This is a genomic window from Streptomyces sp. RGM 3693 (assembly GCF_050471125.1).
GTDB lineage: Bacteria > Actinomycetota > Actinomycetes > Streptomycetales > Streptomycetaceae > Streptomyces.
Genome location: NZ_JBMPPQ010000003.1, coordinates 113292 through 129799 on the forward strand (window position 1 = coordinate 113292; position 16508 = coordinate 129799).

Below are 16508 nucleotides of genomic sequence, written 5' to 3' on the forward strand. Positions count from 1 at the left end.
GCACCGGCGCATCCCGAAGAAGAGCCAGCAGCGTACGCGCTCATCGGACAAGATCCGCCGGGGACAACGCGGGTGCGGCACTCGGCCGACCTACCCGGGCTGCGCATCGCGCGGCTAGAGAAGTACCTCAGCTGAAGAAAGAGCACCCATGCTCGACATCCCCACCCCCGAAGTCCTCGCGACCTGGTGCCCCTGGCAGGCACAGGAGTGGCTCGACATGCTCGGAAGCCAGGATGACGTCACCGACGAGGAGTACCGACAAGCCGCAGACGTGATGGCCTCAGTGATCCTGGACGACGTCGCCCTGCGCCTCTTCCGAGAGTGACAGCTCCTCCTGTTTCAGCGACCGAAGCCGTCCTGGAAATGCTGTCCGCATTCTGTGCCAGGTTGCAGCGGGCACTCTCGCCCATGCCCCCTACCGGCCGCGGCGATCGGGCGGCTTCCCACCCGCCTCCTGTTCACACCGGCACGGCGGTCGTGCCTCGAGTTCGGCGAGACGGTACTCAAGAGCATCGAGTCGCTCCCGGATGTGCTCCACTGCGCGCTCGAGCGAAGCCGCTGAATCCCCACCTGGCTAGTCCTGAAGCAGCCCCGCCCCCACTGCTTCGGCGTGCTACCGATGCTCGGCCCGGCCTGGCAGATGACCGGCCCGCTCACCGCGGACGCCTGGCGGTGGATGCTCGCCCTCGCCGTCCCGATCTTCCTGCTCATCCCCGTCCAGGACCTGCGCGACCTGCCCGGCGACACCGCAGCCGGCCGCCTCACCTTCCCCGCCGCCTTCGGCGAGCTGTTCACCCGCGCCTTCCTGGCCGCTGGCTTCGCCCTGCTGCCCTTGATCGATCACTTTCTCCTGCTACGTGCATCCACCACCTGGGCCTGGATCGCCGAAGCCGGGACCGCCAGCCTGTGCTGGACCATCGCCTGGCGCGTGCCCCGCCGCCGCTCACCGGCCTACGACCACCGCACCTACCGCCTCTTCGAGTACTGGTACACCGCGATCCTCTCCGCTGCGATCCTCACCCTGTAGCCCACCAACCAGTACATCCGTACAGGCACGCCCAGCAGCAGTCGATTGGTGCCGAAGAAGGTGTCGGCCGCTGCCCGGACGGTCAGCGCCTTCCCGGCCGGCAGCTGGACGACGGTCGGCACCGATTCCCTCCTGCCGCAGATAACACGGACAGGACGGGCACTTTCAGCACAGTCGATGGCGCCATGCCTGACCCGCGTCTTCCAACATGGCTGCAAAGCGCCGCGCGTCCCCCTCGGACATCTGCACCATCGCGACGCCGTCCACCTCGGTCCCCACCGACGTCCGCACCCCGACCCCTGGCAGCTCCATCCCCAGCGGCAGCCCGGTGCCGATCCCCAGGACCCGCGCCACGTCCGCAGCCTGGTTGGCCCACAGCCGCAGCCGGACCTTCTCGCCTGCCCAGACGACCTCGGGGAACCGTGGCCCCGGGCGCACGTGCGCCCTCACCGCCAGATCCACCTGGTCTGTCAGATCTAACTCGTTCACTCGTCTCCGTCCCCTCCTGCTGACTCGGTACCACGTCAGCCGCTGCCGCTTTTCCTGTTCCGACTCAAGGGCCGCCTGTGACGGGCGAGGCGCACCGCGCAGATCCGAACCCACCGTGACTCCGTCACGGGTGTGCGTGAGGGACATCAGGCTGGACGCAGGGCGCTGAGGGCGTCCCGGAGCCGGCGGCCGTCGTCGGTGTTCGGGATCTTGACGCGCTCAGCGTTCATGGACGCCAGCTTCGCGAGGGGCTCCGCCGGGACCTGGTCTCGCCGCGCTCGTCTTGTCCGGGGTGAACGCGGCTCGGTGCCGAGCGGCGCCCGGCTGGGACGGGTACCCGGGCCGTGGCCGCGGCAAGGGCGGTGCCGGCGAGTCAGCTGGCGCGGCGTAGGTGCGCAAGGACGATTGTGCCGTCGCGGTAGCCGTCGGACGTCGTTCATTGCCGCCCGCAGCCCGGACGTCACCGGTCGCTGCCGGTCGGCCACGGCACCCTGGCCGTGCTCGCCCATGCCCACCATCGCATGCGGCGACGGGCGGGCCCAGGGGCTGCTCGCGTCACTGGCGAGCAGCCCCTGGCGATACAAGGACGGGCGTGGCCGGCGGACCACTGGGCGCTACGGGCCCGTCGACACGGTGCCCTGGTGGGCCGAACGCGGGAACTGGAGCCGACCCTCGATTCGTCCGCGCGCTGGGTGCGTTAGGTAGGCATCAGGGGCGTTGCGGCGATGTCGACGACGATGCCCAGCTCAGCGGAGAGGAGCTTCCCGTGGGTAGGACGAAGCCTGGCAAGCCACGGCGTCGGCGCAGTGCGACCTACACGCTGCAGCAGTTGCAGCCGCCCGGCTACGACGAGTGGTTCGACATTTCCCAGCAGTTCACCGCTGACACAGCCGAACGCGATCCTCGCCTTGGCGAGGAGGCCGCCGATCTCATGCAACGGATCGCCCGGCTGCGGCCTTTGTATCGCGGACGAATCCCGATGCAAGCTGTGCAGCTTGACATGCTTCTCGATACGGGTGATGTCCCCATCAGCATGGATGGGAAGAGCGCACAGCTCTTGCCCGTAGAGTCCGTCGCGTCCTTGGCGGGAGCAGTGCCAGACGACGCGGATGTGCGGGAGAGCTTTCATCGGCTCCATGCAGTTGGCGGCATCCTGGTGGAGGGTGAGGACACTCCTGTGATTCGGATTGTCAGCCAGCCGCCGCAACGCCCTGGAGGAAAGTGGATCTTCCCCGGCGATGCCGAGGAAATGATCGTGCCCCAAACGTGCATCCCCTCTCGGCCTGAGGACCTGGCACCTGATGAGTTCGCCGCGCTGGGCTTCATCAGGATGCACATGTCGAACGGGACCACTGCTGATCCCGCAGAGTTCGCCGATCACAAGGACATCGGCTCCGTTGAACGCGCTCGTGAGCTGTTCGCAGCCGTTGCCGAGCTGGCGAAGGTGAAAGGCTGCTCCACCTGCCCTTCCGCGCACATCTGCACACGCGCAGAAACAGACGGAGCGGAGTCGTGAGGCAGCTCGTCGTGCTGCGTCGTCGCCTCTGGGTCAACCCCAGCGGCGACGCCCACGACCTGCAGTGCGTCGCACGTACCAAGAAGGGCGGCCGCTGCCAAAACCCAGTCGAGTACGGACAGGTACTCGGCATCCACGAGTTCCAACTTGGGGCCGCCGGCTACGTCGAGGCGTATGGAACCCCCAGGCGGATCGAGACGGCTGACGCCGACCGCTGGCTCGCCCAGCACTGCACGCTTCACGACACCTCGGATGCCATCGACTGCGAGGCGACCGAGCTCCGCCGGTTCGACATCGTCCGGGACGCTGCCTACATCAAGGCGCACCGCGTTGATGTTGCCTACGATGGCGCGCTGGCTGGCAACTGAATCCGCAGCGGTCCCACTGGCTGCTTCTTCGCCATTGCCTGCACGCGTGTGTGGGTGCCCGCTTCGTTGACGGTGAGGTCAGGCCGTGTGTTCGGCAGCCGCACCATCTTCCGACGACTCATCCTGACAAGACCGAAAGCGATGAACAAGATGTCCGATGCTGTCGTGGCGACCCTCGAAGCCGCTGCTCGACTGCTTCCCTCTCCTGGCTACATCAACGGCGACGACTACGACCAGTGGTACGTCGAGGCAACCCCGTCCCTCTTGGTTGCCCTGGCCGAGCTGGCGCGCAGCCAGGACGCACACGAACTGGCCGACAGACTCGACCGGCTCTCGCACCCCCTCTGCATGGAACCCTTGGACGCCGTTCTGACCACCAACAGCATGCCGAAGCGGTGGTGCTTCAACCCGGTTAAGGCTGCGGGCACGCCTTGCGAACTGCACAAACCTGAGCGCGCCGTAGACCTCGGGCGCTGTACCTGGGCAGGCTCCGATACAGAACGGATTTGCCGCAGCACGCCCAACCCGGGGGACGACCGTTGTAAGGAGCACGCCGCGTTCTGCCGAGCGATTAAGACCGACGGTGCAGTCTGCAACCGGCACAACTGCAGCGTCCCCAAGCACCGGCAGGCAGCCGTTTCCGCAGCGCACTGAAATCTGGTGGCACCGAGTTGTGGGCAGGGGTGCCACCGCGGGCCTTGACGGTGGCGGTCGGCGGGCCGGGCCGGCGCGGCAGGTCCATGGTCTTGAGCTGGGTCTCGGTGGCGTAAATGCCGTCTGGGACGTCCCGCCAGGACTCGAAGCGCGGCCGGGGCGGTGCGGTGGTCGTCGACACGGTTTCCTCCCAGTGGCGTTACGGCTGCTGTGTGGGATGGGCGGGGTGGCTCTCCGGGCCGTGATCGCCGGAGGCCCTGGTCGTAGGGGAGCCGGCTCGACCGCGGTTAGGCGGTGTCTTCAAATGATCTTGAGTGGTAGATCATGGTCGGGTGATACGTCGCCATGAACTGTCGGATGCAGAGTGGGAGTTCGTTCGGCCGCTGCTGCCCGAGTCCTTGCGGGGGCGGAAGCGGTTGGACGACCGCACGGTGCTCAACGGGATCGTGTGGAAGTTCCGGACCGGGGTGGCCTGGCGGGACGTGCCCGAGCGATACGGCCCGTGGGCCACGCTGCACACCCGCTTCCGCCGGTGGGCCCTGGACGGCACCTTCGAGCGGATGCTCCGGACCGCTCAGGCGCAGGCGGACGCGGCCGGGGACATCGACTGGCTGGTCTCGGTCGACTCCACCGTTGTTCGCGCCCACCAGCACGCTTCAGGGGCCCGAAAAGGTGCCCCTATGGTCTTCGTCAAGCCGCGGTGAGGGTCGGGGTTTCGTAGAAGGTGCCGTCTCGGAGCATGGCGAAGAGGACGTCGATGCGTCGCCGGGCGAGGGCGATCAGGGCTGCGACGTGGTGCTTTCCTTCGCGGCGTTTTCTGTCGTAGTAGGCCCGTGACTCCGGTCGCGAGAGCGAGGCGAACGCGGCGAGGTAGAAGGTGCGTTTGAGCTGTTTGTTGCCTCGCCGGGCGGGGTGTTCGCCGCGGATGGAGGAGCCGGAGGCGCGGGTGACGGGTGCCAGGCCGGCGTAGGCGGCCAGGTGCCCGGCGGTGGCGAAGGCGCTGCCGTCACCGACGTCGATGAGGATGCGGGCGGCGGTCCTGACCCCGATGCCGGGCATGGAGATCAGGATCGGGGAAAGAGGGTGGGCCTCCAGCAGTTCCTCGATCCGGGAGGCGAGGAGTCTGCGCTGGTCCAGTACGGCGTCGAGGCTGGAGACGAGACTGGGGATGATCAGGGCGGCGGCGTCGGTGCCGGGAACGACCACGGTCTGCTCGTCGAGTGCGGTGAAGATGTCCTCGATCAGGCTCTCGGCCATCCGCGGTGCCTTCGGCCGCAGCAGCGTGACGAGTCTGCGTCGCCCTGCCTTCCTCAGCCGGGCAGGAGAGCCGAAGCGTTCGAGCAGGGTCAGCACGGCCGGGTGGTCCAGACGGGGGCCGAGGACCTTCTCCAGCGGCGGATGGATCTGCGTCAGCAGGCCCCGCACGCGGTTCTTGGTCCGCGTCGCCTCGGTGGCCAGGTCATCGTCGAAGCCGGTGAGCATCTCCAGCTCGGCCAGGGTCTCGTCGGCCGCTTCGATGGCCCGCAGCGTGTGCGGCATCGAGCGGGCCGCGTCCGCGATGACGAAGGCATCGCGGGCATCGGTCTTCGCCTCGCCGGGGTAGAGATCGGCGATCCGTCGCATCGTCAGGCCCGGTAGATAGGCGACACGACAGCCCGTGTCACGAGCCACGGCCAGAGGCAGCGCGCCTATGGAAGCGGGCTGGTCGACCACCACCAGAACGGTGCCGTGCTTGGCCTGGAGCTTGGTGAAGACCTCACGGAGCTTCGGCTCGGTGTTGGGCAACCGCTTGTCGAAGACCTTCTTGCCAGTCGGAGTCAGCGCCGTCCCATGGTGCTCGCCCTTGCCGACATCCAGACCCAGAAAGACGTCGATGCCGCCGTCACCGGTCACGTACTTGCTCCCAACTCCCGCTCTCCCCGGCCTCACCTGCGGCACCAGCGTGCCGGCATCCACGTTACGAAGAGACTGCTTCACCCTTCCGGGATCGGCGCTCGTGCCCCTAATCAGCGGTCTGCCAATGCCTTCGACACCGGCGACACCACCTTTTCGATCATCTCGACTGGGGGCTCAAGTCATACCGGGGCCGAAGGCCGGGAGCCTCCTTGCGAGGCCACGAAAACGGTAACGGGGCTCGGCAGCCCCGCGCTCGGACGCTCCCGAGGCGGCCTGACCAGCAAAATCCACCTCGCCTGCGACGCTCTGGGCCGACCGCTTGCCTTCACCGTCACCGGCGGGAACACCAACGACTGCACCCAGTTCACCGCCGTGATGGACGCGATCCGGGTGCCACGGATCGGCCCGGGCCGGCCCCGCCTCCGTCCCGCCCACGTACTGGGCGACAAGGGCTACAGCTCCAGAGCCATCCGCTCGTGGCTCAGGCGACGGGGCATCGCCCACACCATCCCCGAACGAGCCGACCAGATACGCAACCGCCTTCGGCGGGGCAGCCAAGGCGGGCGCCCGCCCGCCTTTGACAAGCAGCTCTACAAGCGGCGCAACGTGGTCGAACGCTGCTTCAACCGTTTGAAGCAATGGCGCGGCATCGCCACCCGGTACGACAAGACCGCCGAGTCCTACCAAGCAGCCGTCGCTCTCGCCTCGCTCCTGATGTGGGCGTGACATTTGAAGACAACTCCTAGTACTCCAGCAGCGGTTCGTGTCCTGAGCTGCTTCTTCTTTTGTAGTGGCAGTGTTGGGCGGTTGCCTGGCGGTGTCTGCGCCAGTGGGACCAGGTCAGTGCGTGATCTCGTGGATGGCGGTGTGGTGTTCGGTGGGGCAGGAGATGTTCCAGGAGCCGGCGGATCTCCGCCACGGTGAGTGGGATGGTTCTGCTGGTGGGGTCGTTTCTGCAGCCCCTTTTGAGGCGTCGGCGGCGAGGCCGGCGAGAAAGGCGTGGGCGAGCATGGCCAGGGTGACGTGGCGGTACCAGCCCACGTAGCGGCGGACTTCGTACTCGTCCAGGCCGCATTCGTTCTTCGCGGCCTGGAAGCACTCCTCGATCGTCCAACGCATACCGGCGACCCGGGCCAGATCAGCGACAGTGCAGACGACTGGGGCGTAGGCGAAGTAGTAGGCGATCTCGTCCGGGCGGGTCAGGCTTCGGCGGGCCAGGACCCAGCGGTGATGGGTGGGCTCATCACCGTCGAAGAAGCTGATGGCCGGAAGTCTGGCACTCGCCCAGTCGTAACGGCGCGGGCCTTTTGCACCGTTGCCGCAGGAGAGCCGCTGCCAGGCATCCTCCGGAGCCTGCCTGATGAGCTCGTCGATCCTCCAGGAGCCCGCCAGGGACTTGACCTGCTGCGACTTGGGCACCGCGACCACATAGCCGACACCGAGTTCCTCAAGTAAGCGCCGGAACTTCCACTCCTGGCCGTAGGCCTCGTCCGCCGTTACCCACTGGGCAGGCAGGCCCGCTGCCAAGGTACGGATCACGATCGACTTCGCAAGCTCGCCCTTGGTTGCGAACCCTCTCTCGTCAGGGATCTTCGCCGCCCGGCAGCGTTCCCGGTCACTCGTCCAGGCTTTGGGGAGATACAACTCCCGGTCCACCAAGGCCCGTCCATGCTCGGTGGCGTAGGCGGCGAAGACTCCGATCTGGCAGTTGTCGATCTTTCCGGATGTGCCGGTGTATTGCCGCCCCACGCCCGCGGACGTGGTGCCTTTCTTGATGAATCCGGTGTCGTCAAGGATGAGCACACCGCCGGGGCCGAGCTTCCCGGCAACGTAGTCCCGCACATCGTCACGGATCTCATCCGCGTCCCAGACGCTCGAGTTCAAAAGCCGCTGGAATCCGTCCGGGCTACGGTGACCTGCGTATTCAGCCAGCTGCCAGCCGTTCTTGCGGGCCACCGGAGCCAGCAGTCCACGCAGGTAGTCCCGCATCCGCCACCGCAGATCCGCCCGAGCGAACCGACCCGCCACCCGAGCAAACACCGACTCCAACTCAGCGGCCCAGGCCGCACCATCCGTCATCCCCACCATGCCCAGTCAACGATGAACTACAGCTCAGGACACGAACCGCTGCTGGAGTACTAGGCGGCCCAGCCGACGGAGGAGACGTAGGTGTAGGCGTCCCAGTCAGTGCCCAGGCCGCCTTGGATGATCTCGTCCCAGATCGCTTCGAGTTCACGGGCGTCATGCGCAATCCATGCGTCCACGGCCCGGTCCCAGATCAGCCCGCGGACGTTGATAGAACGCGTCTCCACCTCGCGGCGGTGACGCGGATCCACCTGGGACTGGTCGGCGGGATCGATCTCGACGCGGGTGCCGCGACCACGGTTGGCGAGGCGACGTTTCAGGTCGGCGACCACGTTGCGACGCCGCAGGTCCCAATACGCCACATCCAGGCGCGCGAGATTCGCCTTGCTCGGAGTGCGTTCCTCGGCCAACCACGCCATGAGGGTGCGGGGGCGGACGTGAATGCCGGCGCGGTCCATGGCTTCGTAGCCGGCGTCGGAGGCGGTCAAGTAACGCAGGCGGGCGGACAGACCACGCTCGGAGGTGACGGGGGATTCGATGCCGGTGACCATCCTGTCGATGCCTTCGGCCACCGAGACCCAGCCGGGCAGGGCCCGAGCGCCGTAGTGGCCGATCCTGCGCCACCGCGAATCCAGCGCCATTAGCGCATCACCTGGCCGACGGTGTACTCACCGGAGGATTTGGCGTCGCTGTGCTTGATCTTCATCTGGGTCAGGCCGCGACCCTCGGTGAAGACCTGCCGCCAGTCACCCGTGACGTGGAGTTCGTCGGTACCCATCATCGCGATCACCTCCAGGCCGGCCTGATGTGCCTTGTACGCCTTGCCCCACAGGTTGGCGTAGGCCTGACTGTGAATGATGTGCATCCAGTCCGGGCGCTGGATCTCGCGGTTGTGGATCGACTCTCCCATCGTCGAGATGAATTTCGAGTACATCGCCTTGACGTAGCCCTCGGTGATCCAGTCGTCCTGCGCCAGGGCATCCTCCCGTGCGGCGGCAAGGACCTTGCGCAGGGCGTCGAGGAAGTTCTCCGTCGCACCCGACGTCCACGACTCGTGCACCGTCGGCGCCTCGATCAGGCCGTACTTCGGGCCCGACAAGCGCAGCAGCAGACGCAAGGTGGCGTCGGTGATCCACAGCGCGCCGGGCTCCTCGCGGTCCCCGAGCGGGTCGGGCAGCTGGGGGTGCTGCCACGGGGCCGGGGTGATCAGGTGGACGCCGGCACGCTTCGCATCGACGCCGTCGTCACCCGTGTGGTGCTCCAACTTGCCGATCGGCAACCAGCATTTGAGGGCCGAGAGGTACGCGGCGTTCGCGTCCAAAGCGGTGACACGGACGTCGCCGGGGGCCTTGAGGGAGTAGTGGGGGTGGTGGAAGTTGGGGCGGGCCTCCCAGATCAGGTCCGGCTCCCGCTTCGAGGGCTTGTGCAGGATGTCCGGCAGGGAGGGGTAGGCCGTGTACTGGTAGCGCGCGGTCGCCCGGGTCTCCTCGAACAACCGCATGACGTCCGGGATCGCCCGCTTGACCAACGCCTGCAGCCCGGCATCCGCATCGCCTTCCGCCCGCTCCAACTCCTCATGAACCGCACCGGCGATCAGGCTGTGGGTCTCGGCCTGAGCGCGGGCGGAGGACTGGGCCCGGCGCTGCGGTCGCGACGACACCCGAGCAGGTGTCGGCGACGGCCGCGCCGGCACGGCTGGAGCCGGCGGGACCACGGGCGCAGCGGCCGCCGGGGGCCCGGCGGCGTGGGGCGCTGCAGGCGCGGGTGGGGTGGTCGGGGGCTGGCACATGCCGCCGGGGTGCAGGGAACGGCCGTCGGTGGCCTTGAACGGGGTCACCACGCCGCAGCGGATGCACGGTTCGGGTTCGCCTTGCACCACCAGGCCGTCGGGGCGGAACGCGGTCGGCGGCAGCTCCGCGGCAGAGGGCAGCGGCCGCGGAGCTGCCGATGCGACGGGGGCGTGCGGTGCGGCGACCTCAGCGACCTCGGCGGCCTCAGGGGAAGGGACGGGGTGGATCTCGGCGAGGCCCTTCAGCAGCTTCAGGTACTTCCCCCGACCGGGCGGCTGCGGATCCGTCTCGCCCGACTCCCAGTTGGCGACCGTCTGCCGACCCACCCCGACCGCGGCCGCCACCTGGGCCCGCGACAACCCCGCCGCCTCACGCAGGCGCAGACGCTCAGCGGGAGCTGGCATCCACGCCATGAGCCGCGCTTCTTCCAGCAAAGCCTCAACATCATCCAGCTGACCATCGCTCATACCTCAAAGCTACCGCAATCTAGGCATGTACTGGGCCTTTTTTCGGCGAAGAATAGTCAACAATTTGACGAGCGAGCCACTGTCAGCACCCGAGGGCGTCGACCGGGAAGCCGCTGGCGGCGACGCGATCGTCCGCGCCGAAGAGGGCTCGATCGCGGCTGGGGTGGTGAACGGGGGTGTGCAGATCGGCCACCCTTCGGCGCCGTATCCGTCTCAGGGCTGAACGGACCGGGCGAAGAACAGCACACCACGACGGAATCACCTCCCGTCCTGTCTTCCTTCACGCCTCCACCTGGAGGTGTGGTCACCCACGCTGAGGGCGGCAGCGTCGCCATCGGCAGGGCCTACCGTGTCCATGTGCACCTGCCCCGAGCCCGGGGCACTCTGCGGCCCGACAGGCCCCGTCCGGTCGAGGAGTGGCAGGCCGAGCAACTCGGCGTCCACCCCGCCATCCACGGCGCCAACACCCGCGCCGGCGATGGGATGTTCGTGCTGCCGGTGTACGTCGAGCGCGATCACGACCGGCGGTTGCGCCACCACCTGCGCACGGCGGCCCGCGGCGAGCAGGCGGCCGTCGTGCTCGTGCGCGGGTCGTCTTGCACCGGCAAAACCCGTACCGCCTTCGAGGCTGTCCGGGCCTGCCTGCCCGGCTGGCAGCTCGTCTTCCCCAAGACCTGCGAAGGGCTGCTGGCCCTGCTCGACGCCGGGTCCCTCGGGCGCGCTCCGCAGCCGCCTGGACGAGGAGCCCGGCCCCATTGTGCTCCTGGGCACGCTGTGGCCCGAGTACCACCACGTTCTCGCCGCCACCCCTCGGCCCAGCCAAAGAGGGTCCGACGCCCATCCCCACGCCCGGGCACTGCTCGACCAGGCCGTCCTGGTCGACGTCCCGGCCGCTTTCACCCCCGAGTCCCTGGACGATCCGCGGGTGCGCCACGATCCCTCACTGGCCGCGGCTCTCGCCGCCATCACCGGTGGCAGGATCACCCAGACCCTCGCGGTCGGCCCGCAACTGGTCGACCACTACCAGCAGCCGACCGAACCCGATGGCCCGTACGGACACGCCATCATCACCGCGGCCATGGACGCCCGCCGCCTCGGCCACGCCTCGCCTCTGCCGGCCGCGCTCCTCGAAGCCGCCGCCCCCGCCTACTTGACCGAGGAGCAGCGCGCCGCCGCGCCCGATGCCTGGTTCGCTCATGCCCTCAACTACGCGCGGGAGAAGGTCAGGGGTGTGGCCTCGGCGCTGGAACCCGTGGCGACTCCCGACCGCATGTGTGCCCTCCCGGGCATCTACCGCCTCAGCGACTACCTCGGCCCCCACACCCGCGCGGCCCGCCGCCGCACAGTCCCGCCCAGTCCTTCTGGCGCGCCGTCCGCGACCACGCGGCGGGTGCGGCGGACCTGGACGCGCTCACGGACGCGGCCCGTTTCCGGGGCCGTTACCGCGTCGCCGCCGCTCTGTACGAGCGGGCTGCCGACGTTGATGCCACAGACACCCGGGCACTGAATCAGCTGGCGTGGCTGCGGATTCAGGCCGGGGACGTCCGCGGCACGGAACCCTTCGCGCTGCGGGCCACCGACGCCGGGTACACCCAGGTCCTGACGAGTCTGGCGTGGCTGTACGAGAAGGCCGGGGATAGCCGTGGCGCGGAAAGGTTTGCGCTGCGCGTGGCCGGAGCCGGGAACACCCAGGCCCTGACTCAACTGGCGCGGCGGTGTGAGAGGGCAGGGGGACACGGAGGGCGCGGAGCGGCTGTATTTTCTGGCCGCCGACGCCGGAGACAGTCAAGCCCTATCGTGGCTGGCGGAGCAGCGCGAACGGGCGGGCGATGTCGAGGAGGTGGCGGCGTTCGCCCTGCGAGCCGCCGCATCCTTCCATTGCGTACCGAACCTGGCATCACATCAACAGGGAAACCCCGCACTGAAAGCAAAGGACCCGTCAGCCCCACGCTAACGGGTCCATCCGTTCCTGACAGCTCCGTCTGCCAGGAACGCAGGTACGAGACTAGCCACTCGGTGAAGTGCCGTTCACCGACGGAGGATGTTCGGCCGAGATGGCGCTGATGTACTCAAACGCTGCCAACTCAAAGCGATCATCACCGGTGTCACGTGCGTGACTGACACACCACTCTCGGGCTTCACCAGGGGAGGAAGTATCGACACAGAACTCCCCGCAGATAAGGCACTTCCCCACGTGCCTCACGCTCCAGTCCGGATCGATTTGGAGCGCCCATTGCTGCCCCCTCTTACGCCCCGTCATGACGTGCTCTCCGGAAGCTCCGACGCTTCCCCGGCCGAGCCCTGTATGGCGTCGATGCACGCGGAGAGACCATGCAGCATCTCTTGCACCTCTTCGTCCGTCAGCTCATCCACCCAGGCGCGAAGTTTCAAGTCCGCGTGCATGGCGTTGAGTTGGCGATCCAATTCCGGAAACTCACGGTGCCGGGTCAATGTTTCCGCCACTTGCTGACGCCACCGCGTCCAGGCGTCCGCGCTCATGCACGCACCGCCCAGGGGTGAGGGTGACGACGCAACTCAACGTTGCAGTCGCTCACCCCCGACCAGTTCCTAACGGCCCGCGCTCGCTCACGCTGCTGAGCCAGAGCGCGGCACACGTCGCACCCACCAACGGGCTTGGGCTCGGACACCACACCAGGGTCAGGCAGGTGAACCGGGTCGCTCATGCCAGTCATCGGCACCCCACCTCCACCCCGTGAATCCAACGTGACCCCGCGTCGATCCCGTGCACTGAGAGCCACAACGCCCGGCGCCGCCCCCGCTGCAACCGCCGCTCCTGGCGCTGCTCGGGCGTCAGGACGTACGGCCGGATCAACGCCACGTCCTCACCCCGCAGCCACCGCTGCTCGACGGGGACGCGGGGGATGGCGAGGGTGGGGGTGTCCGGGTGCTCAGCGGCGGGCGGGGCGCCGGCGGACCGGTGACGCCCACGTGAGGGCAGTAACAGCCCCAACAGCGATTCGAAGATCGTTCGGATAGTGTGAAGCACTGTCGTCAACCTCCCAGGGTTGAAGGCCACGCCCCCGGACGTTCGCCGCGTCGCGGGGGTCTTTGGCGTTCTGGTGGTTCATCAACTCACCACAGTCCAGGTACTGTTGGACTTGTTGAACGACTCCCGTTCAAAAATGAGGAGCGTTGAACGGCTCATGGGGACCGCCATCAGGGGAGGTCAGGGGCGTGGTGGCTGACAATCAGCCTGAACATTTGAATCCACTTCAACGTTTTGGGTTCGAGGTCAAATCGGTCCGCCGAGGCCGCAAGATCACTCAGTCGCGGCTGGCGACGGGGACCGGCTACTCGATCGCGTACGTGAGCAAGGTCGAGTCCGGGAAGGTGATGCCGAGCGAGAAGTTCGCCCGTGGATGCGATCACGTATTCGGAACGAACGGCTTATTCGAACGCCTACATCCGAAGGGGAAGGAAGACCATCCGGCGCGGTTCGGGCCGTACGTTGACCTGGAGCGCAAAGCGACCGCAATTCTGGACTACTCGTCAACCTTGCCCATGGGGATGTTGCAGACTCCCGAATACGCAAGGGCGGTCGTTCGGGCGTCCCATCCGCGCGAGGAACCAAGCGAGATCGAAGTCACGGTAGATGCCCGAATGGGCAGGCGTCATGTGATGGAGCAAAAGAACCCGCCCCTGCTTTGGGTCATCCTGCATGAAGCGTGCCTCAGAACAGAAGTCGGCGGGCGGAAGGTACTAAGCGGACAGCTTGAATTTCTGCTGCACCTCGTGAAATCGCCACACATTACGATCCAGGTTCTCAAGTTCTCAGCCGGAGCACCCCCATCTCATCTCCCGTTTACCCTGCTAGAACAGCCGGACGGATCTGTCGCGCTGTATTCAGAAACGCAATATCGCGGACATGTCGCGGACTCTGAGGCAGCCATAACCGAAGCGCAAGATGCATTCGATCGATTGAGGGCCGTCGCGCTTTCGCCGGACGACTCGCTAGGCTTCATCGCCAAGCTAACGGAGGAATACGAGTAATGAGCGCAACCCCGAACCTCTCTAACACAGAGTGGGTCAAGAGTAGTTATAGTGGTGGAAATGGTGGGCAGTGCGTAGAGTTCACCCGAACCTTTAGCCAATCCGGACTCATCCCCGTCCGTGACTCGAAGAACCCTTCCGGACCGGCGCTGATCTTCCCGGTTTCGCAGTGGTCGGCATTCATCGAAACAGTAAAGGATGACCAGTTCACGGCGTAGTGCACGCAAGACGTCTAACGGCCACCCTCATCACGGCGGTTTCTAGGGATCGTCGCAACACGGGGTTAGTTTGATCAGGCCGCGAGCAGTTTATGCAGGCGCTCGGCTGGGGTTTCCCAGCCGAGCGTTTTGCGTGGTCGGCCGTTGAGTTCGGTGGCGACGGCGTCGAGGTGCTCGCGGGTGTGGACCGAGAGGTCGGTGCCCTTCGGGAAGTACTGCCGCAGCAGGCCGTTGGTATTTTAGTTTGTGCCGCGTTGCCAGGGACTGTCCGGGTCGCAGAAGTAGACCGGGATGTCGGTGGCGACGGTGAAGGCGCCGTGGGCGCCCATTTCGCTGCCCTGAAGCCTTTTTCACGTGTAGATCGTGAGAGTGAGGATGGCTGCAGCGACTGACGTGAGCCTGTTCGGGCTGATACGGGCGTGGTGAAAGATCCGCCACTGCTTGATCCGGGAGATGGTCCGTTCGACGGGTGCCCGCAGTGCGGCGTGGACCTTGTTCGACTTCTTGTGTTTGTCGGGGAGTTCGGTGCCCGGGCGGCGCTTGATCGGTGTGATGACGGTGCCGCCTGCACCCTGGTACCCCTTGTCGGCGAGTACTTCGAGCTCCAATGCGGCACAAGTGGTGACGATGTCGTGCTCGCGGGCGGCCCTGATGTCGTGGACACCGCCGGGGAGAGCCACAGCAGCTTCCCCTCGTCCGTGGTGACGACCTGGAGGTTCACACCTTCACGACGGACCTTGCCGGAGAAGTGTCCGTCGGCGGTGACGCGGTCGGTCTCGGCGACGGTGCCGTCCAGCAGTAGGTAGCCGTGGCTTGGTGGCTGGTGAGCGCCTCGGTCAACGTGGGCGCGAATGCGGCGAGGTACCCGATCGTATCGTGCACGTAGCGCCAGGCTGTGGCCACACCGATCCCGAAGCCGGCCGCGAGTTGTTCGAGAGTGTCGTGCTTTCGCAGGTAGACCAAGACACATCGAGCTCGGTCATACGGGCGCAACGCGCAAGAACGGTCACCACCACAAGCAACGATCACCATCGTCACCAACTCCAGGAGTTCTTCCTCAAGGTCGCATGCGGCAGGACAGGAGAACACGGGGCATCTCCGCAGGTGAGGCTAATGAGGGTTTTCCAACCTGATGTGCCTGCAGTCCAGCTGGGCTGCTGTACAACGTGAGGAAGCTCCTGGTAGACGGGTCCACGACCAAGATCGCCCGTGCTGCCAGGAGCTTCGCGTGCTTGTCTACCCGTCGTCGATCGATCTGTCCAGCCGCACCCTGCGGTACCTCACCGGGCAACTGCGGGCCCGGCAGCGCTCCATCGGGACGCGGTGGCGGCGCTTGCCCGCCGGGCGCCAGGCCCTGCTGGCCCTGGCCCACCTGCGGTGCGGTGACACCTACGCCCAGCTCGCCGCCGGGTTCCGCATCAGCATCGCCACCGTGTACCGCTACATACGCGAGACGCTTGACGTCCTGGCCGACAGCGCCCCATCCCTGGCCAAAGCGATGACGTCGGCCCGGACGAAGGCGTTCGTAATCCTGGACGGCACGCTGCTGCCGATCGACCGGATCGCCGCCGACCGGCCGTACTACTCCGGGAAGCACAAGCGCCACGGCATGAACGTCCAGGTGCTGGCCGACCCGCTCGGCCGACTGCTGTGGGCGTCTGCGGCACTGCCCGGCTCCACCCACGACCTCACCGCCGCACGGACTCACGGGATCATCGACGCGCTCGCCCAAGCAGAGGTGAAGTACTGGGCGGACAATGCCTACCAGAGAGCCGGCCACCCGCTCCGGGTCCCGTTCCGGGGCCGTCGACTCAAGCAGTGGAAGCGCCGGCACAACACCACCCACGCCAAGATCCGCTGCGTCGGCGAGCAGGCCATGGCCGTCCTGAAAGGCTGGCGCCTGCTCCGCAAACTCCGCTGCAGCACCAACCGCATCACCGACATCGTGAAAGCCATCCTCGTCCTCCACCACGCCACAACCTGAGGT

At 66.9% G+C, this 16508-nt stretch carries 18 protein-coding genes and 3 pseudogenes; 12 read left to right on the plus strand and 9 right to left on the minus strand.

Going from position 1 to position 16508, the window contains the following annotated elements:
• The first annotated feature begins 148 nt into the window (after positions 1 to 148).
• Together ACO0M4_RS29140 and ACO0M4_RS29145 are read left to right on the plus strand one after the other, a co-directional pair.
• Positions 149 to 325 (plus strand): hypothetical protein, encoded by a 177-nt coding sequence (locus ACO0M4_RS29140; RefSeq protein WP_430374074.1) that lies wholly within the window; start codon positions 149 to 151, stop codon positions 323 to 325.
• A 285-nt stretch (positions 326 to 610) separates the two neighbouring features.
• Complete coding sequence (locus tag ACO0M4_RS29145) at positions 611 to 1027, plus strand: UbiA family prenyltransferase (protein WP_430374075.1); 417 nt, start codon at positions 611 to 613, stop codon at positions 1025 to 1027.
• 165 nt (positions 1028 to 1192) lie between these two features.
• Here ACO0M4_RS29145 and ACO0M4_RS29150 read toward each other — a convergent pair whose 3' ends face one another.
• A complete protein-coding gene (locus tag ACO0M4_RS29150) occupies positions 1193 to 1477 on the minus strand; it encodes a hypothetical protein (RefSeq protein ID WP_430374076.1) in 285 nt (94 codons plus the stop codon).
• Between the two features lie 805 nt (positions 1478 to 2282).
• On the opposite strand from ACO0M4_RS29150, the gene ACO0M4_RS29155 reads away from it, so the two are divergent.
• From ACO0M4_RS29155 to ACO0M4_RS29170, 4 genes are all read left to right on the plus strand, one after another.
• A complete protein-coding gene (locus tag ACO0M4_RS29155; RefSeq protein ID WP_430374077.1) occupies positions 2283 to 3032 on the plus strand; it encodes a hypothetical protein in 750 nt (249 codons plus the stop codon).
• Positions 3029 to 3400 (plus strand): hypothetical protein, encoded by a 372-nt coding sequence (locus tag ACO0M4_RS29160; RefSeq protein WP_430374078.1) that lies wholly within the window; start codon positions 3029 to 3031, stop codon positions 3398 to 3400. The genes ACO0M4_RS29155 and ACO0M4_RS29160 overlap by 4 nt, the downstream gene beginning before the upstream one ends.
• A 141-nt stretch (positions 3401 to 3541) precedes the next feature.
• Positions 3542 to 4054 carry a hypothetical protein gene (locus ACO0M4_RS29165; protein WP_430374079.1) on the plus strand — a complete coding sequence of 171 codons (513 nt, stop codon included), beginning with the start codon at positions 3542 to 3544 and terminating at the stop codon, positions 4052 to 4054.
• A 332-nt stretch (positions 4055 to 4386) separates the two neighbouring features.
• Positions 4387 to 4758, plus strand: coding sequence for an IS5 family transposase (locus ACO0M4_RS29170; RefSeq protein ID WP_430374080.1), 372 nt, complete (start codon positions 4387 to 4389; stop codon positions 4756 to 4758).
• Here the strand turns inward: ACO0M4_RS29170 and ACO0M4_RS29175 are convergent.
• The gene (locus ACO0M4_RS29175) at positions 4745 to 5947 is read right to left on the minus strand and encodes an IS110 family transposase (RefSeq protein WP_430374081.1); all 1203 of its coding nucleotides are present in this window, start codon (positions 5945 to 5947) and stop codon (positions 4745 to 4747) included. The two genes, ACO0M4_RS29170 and ACO0M4_RS29175, sit on opposite strands and share 14 nt — an antisense overlap.
• Before the next feature lie 150 nt (positions 5948 to 6097).
• Between ACO0M4_RS29175 and ACO0M4_RS29180 the strand changes: the two are divergent.
• Positions 6098 to 6676, plus strand: a pseudogene (locus ACO0M4_RS29180) (IS5 family transposase); the annotation flags it as partial.
• 114 nt (positions 6677 to 6790) lie between these two features.
• Here the strand turns inward: ACO0M4_RS29180 and ACO0M4_RS29185 are convergent.
• The 3 genes from ACO0M4_RS29185 to ACO0M4_RS29195 are packed head-to-tail and all read right to left on the minus strand — an operon-like array spanning position 6791 to position 10292.
• Entirely contained in the window at positions 6791 to 8029 is a 1239-nt protein-coding gene (locus ACO0M4_RS29185) for an IS701 family transposase (RefSeq protein WP_430374045.1), read from the minus strand.
• Between the two features lie 59 nt (positions 8030 to 8088).
• Positions 8089 to 8676, minus strand: a complete 588-nt coding sequence (locus tag ACO0M4_RS29190) for a transcriptional regulator (protein ID WP_430374082.1) — start codon at positions 8674 to 8676, stop codon at positions 8089 to 8091.
• Positions 8676 to 10292 carry a helix-turn-helix transcriptional regulator gene (locus ACO0M4_RS29195; RefSeq protein WP_430374083.1) on the minus strand — a complete coding sequence of 539 codons (1617 nt, stop codon included), beginning with the start codon at positions 10290 to 10292 and terminating at the stop codon, positions 8676 to 8678. Before ACO0M4_RS29195 ends, ACO0M4_RS29190 begins: the two co-directional genes overlap by 1 nt.
• Before the next feature lie 64 nt (positions 10293 to 10356).
• Here ACO0M4_RS29195 and ACO0M4_RS29200 point away from each other — a divergent pair, with 64 nt between their 5' ends.
• Both ACO0M4_RS29200 and ACO0M4_RS29205 read left to right on the plus strand, forming a co-directional pair.
• On the plus strand, positions 10357 to 10515 hold the full coding sequence (locus ACO0M4_RS29200; RefSeq protein WP_430374084.1) for a hypothetical protein: 159 nt from the start codon (positions 10357 to 10359) through the stop codon (positions 10513 to 10515).
• A 534-nt stretch (positions 10516 to 11049) separates the two neighbouring features.
• Positions 11050 to 11799 carry a hypothetical protein gene (locus ACO0M4_RS29205; protein WP_430374085.1) on the plus strand — a complete coding sequence of 250 codons (750 nt, stop codon included), beginning with the start codon at positions 11050 to 11052 and terminating at the stop codon, positions 11797 to 11799.
• A gap of 749 nt (positions 11800 to 12548) precedes the next feature.
• Here the strand turns inward: ACO0M4_RS29205 and ACO0M4_RS29210 are convergent.
• Positions 12549 to 12791 (minus strand): hypothetical protein, encoded by a 243-nt coding sequence (locus tag ACO0M4_RS29210; protein ID WP_430374086.1) that lies wholly within the window; start codon positions 12789 to 12791, stop codon positions 12549 to 12551.
• Positions 12792 to 12981: 190 nt separating this feature from the next.
• A complete protein-coding gene (locus ACO0M4_RS29215) occupies positions 12982 to 13299 on the minus strand; it encodes a hypothetical protein (protein WP_430375311.1) in 318 nt (105 codons plus the stop codon).
• Between the two features lie 191 nt (positions 13300 to 13490).
• Between ACO0M4_RS29215 and ACO0M4_RS29220 the strand changes: the two genes are divergently transcribed.
• On the plus strand, positions 13491 to 14303 hold the full coding sequence (locus ACO0M4_RS29220; protein WP_430374087.1) for a helix-turn-helix domain-containing protein: 813 nt from the start codon (positions 13491 to 13493) through the stop codon (positions 14301 to 14303).
• Positions 14303 to 14521, plus strand: a complete 219-nt coding sequence (locus ACO0M4_RS29225; protein ID WP_430374088.1) for a DUF397 domain-containing protein — start codon at positions 14303 to 14305, stop codon at positions 14519 to 14521. Before ACO0M4_RS29220 ends, ACO0M4_RS29225 begins: the two co-directional genes overlap by 1 nt.
• 74 nt (positions 14522 to 14595) lie before the next feature.
• Here ACO0M4_RS29225 and ACO0M4_RS29230 read toward each other — a convergent pair.
• Positions 14596 to 14862 (minus strand): annotated as a pseudogene (locus ACO0M4_RS29230) (IS30 family transposase); the annotation flags it as partial.
• Positions 14863 to 14871: 9 nt separating this feature from the next.
• Positions 14872 to 15553 (minus strand): annotated as a pseudogene (locus ACO0M4_RS29235) (transposase family protein).
• 196 nt (positions 15554 to 15749) lie between these two features.
• Between ACO0M4_RS29235 and ACO0M4_RS29240 the strand changes: the two are divergent.
• The gene (locus ACO0M4_RS29240) at positions 15750 to 16505 is read left to right on the plus strand and encodes a transposase family protein (RefSeq protein WP_430374089.1); all 756 of its coding nucleotides are present in this window, start codon (positions 15750 to 15752) and stop codon (positions 16503 to 16505) included.
• Positions 16506 to 16508 lie beyond the last annotated feature (3 nt).

What these genes read in the sequence shown, in the direction of transcription:
- ACO0M4_RS29195 (WP_430374083.1), bottom strand. Translation starts at nt 10,292, where the DNA reads ATGAGCGATGGTCAGCTGGATGATGTTGAGGCTTTGCTGGAAGAAGCG.
- ACO0M4_RS29210 (WP_430374086.1), bottom strand. Translation starts at nt 12,791, where the DNA reads ATGAGCGCGGACGCCTGGACGCGGTGGCGTCAGCAAGTGGCGGAAACA.
- ACO0M4_RS29185 (WP_430374045.1), bottom strand. Translation starts at nt 8,029, where the DNA reads ATGACGGATGGTGCGGCCTGGGCCGCTGAGTTGGAGTCGGTGTTTGCT.
- ACO0M4_RS29225 (WP_430374088.1), top strand. Translation starts at nt 14,303, where the DNA reads ATGAGCGCAACCCCGAACCTCTCTAACACAGAGTGGGTCAAGAGTAGT.
- ACO0M4_RS29140 (WP_430374074.1), top strand. Translation starts at nt 149, where the DNA reads ATGCTCGACATCCCCACCCCCGAAGTCCTCGCGACCTGGTGCCCCTGG.
- ACO0M4_RS29165 (WP_430374079.1), top strand. Translation starts at nt 3,542, where the DNA reads ATGAACAAGATGTCCGATGCTGTCGTGGCGACCCTCGAAGCCGCTGCT.
- ACO0M4_RS29190 (WP_430374082.1), bottom strand. Translation starts at nt 8,676, where the DNA reads ATGGCGCTGGATTCGCGGTGGCGCAGGATCGGCCACTACGGCGCTCGG.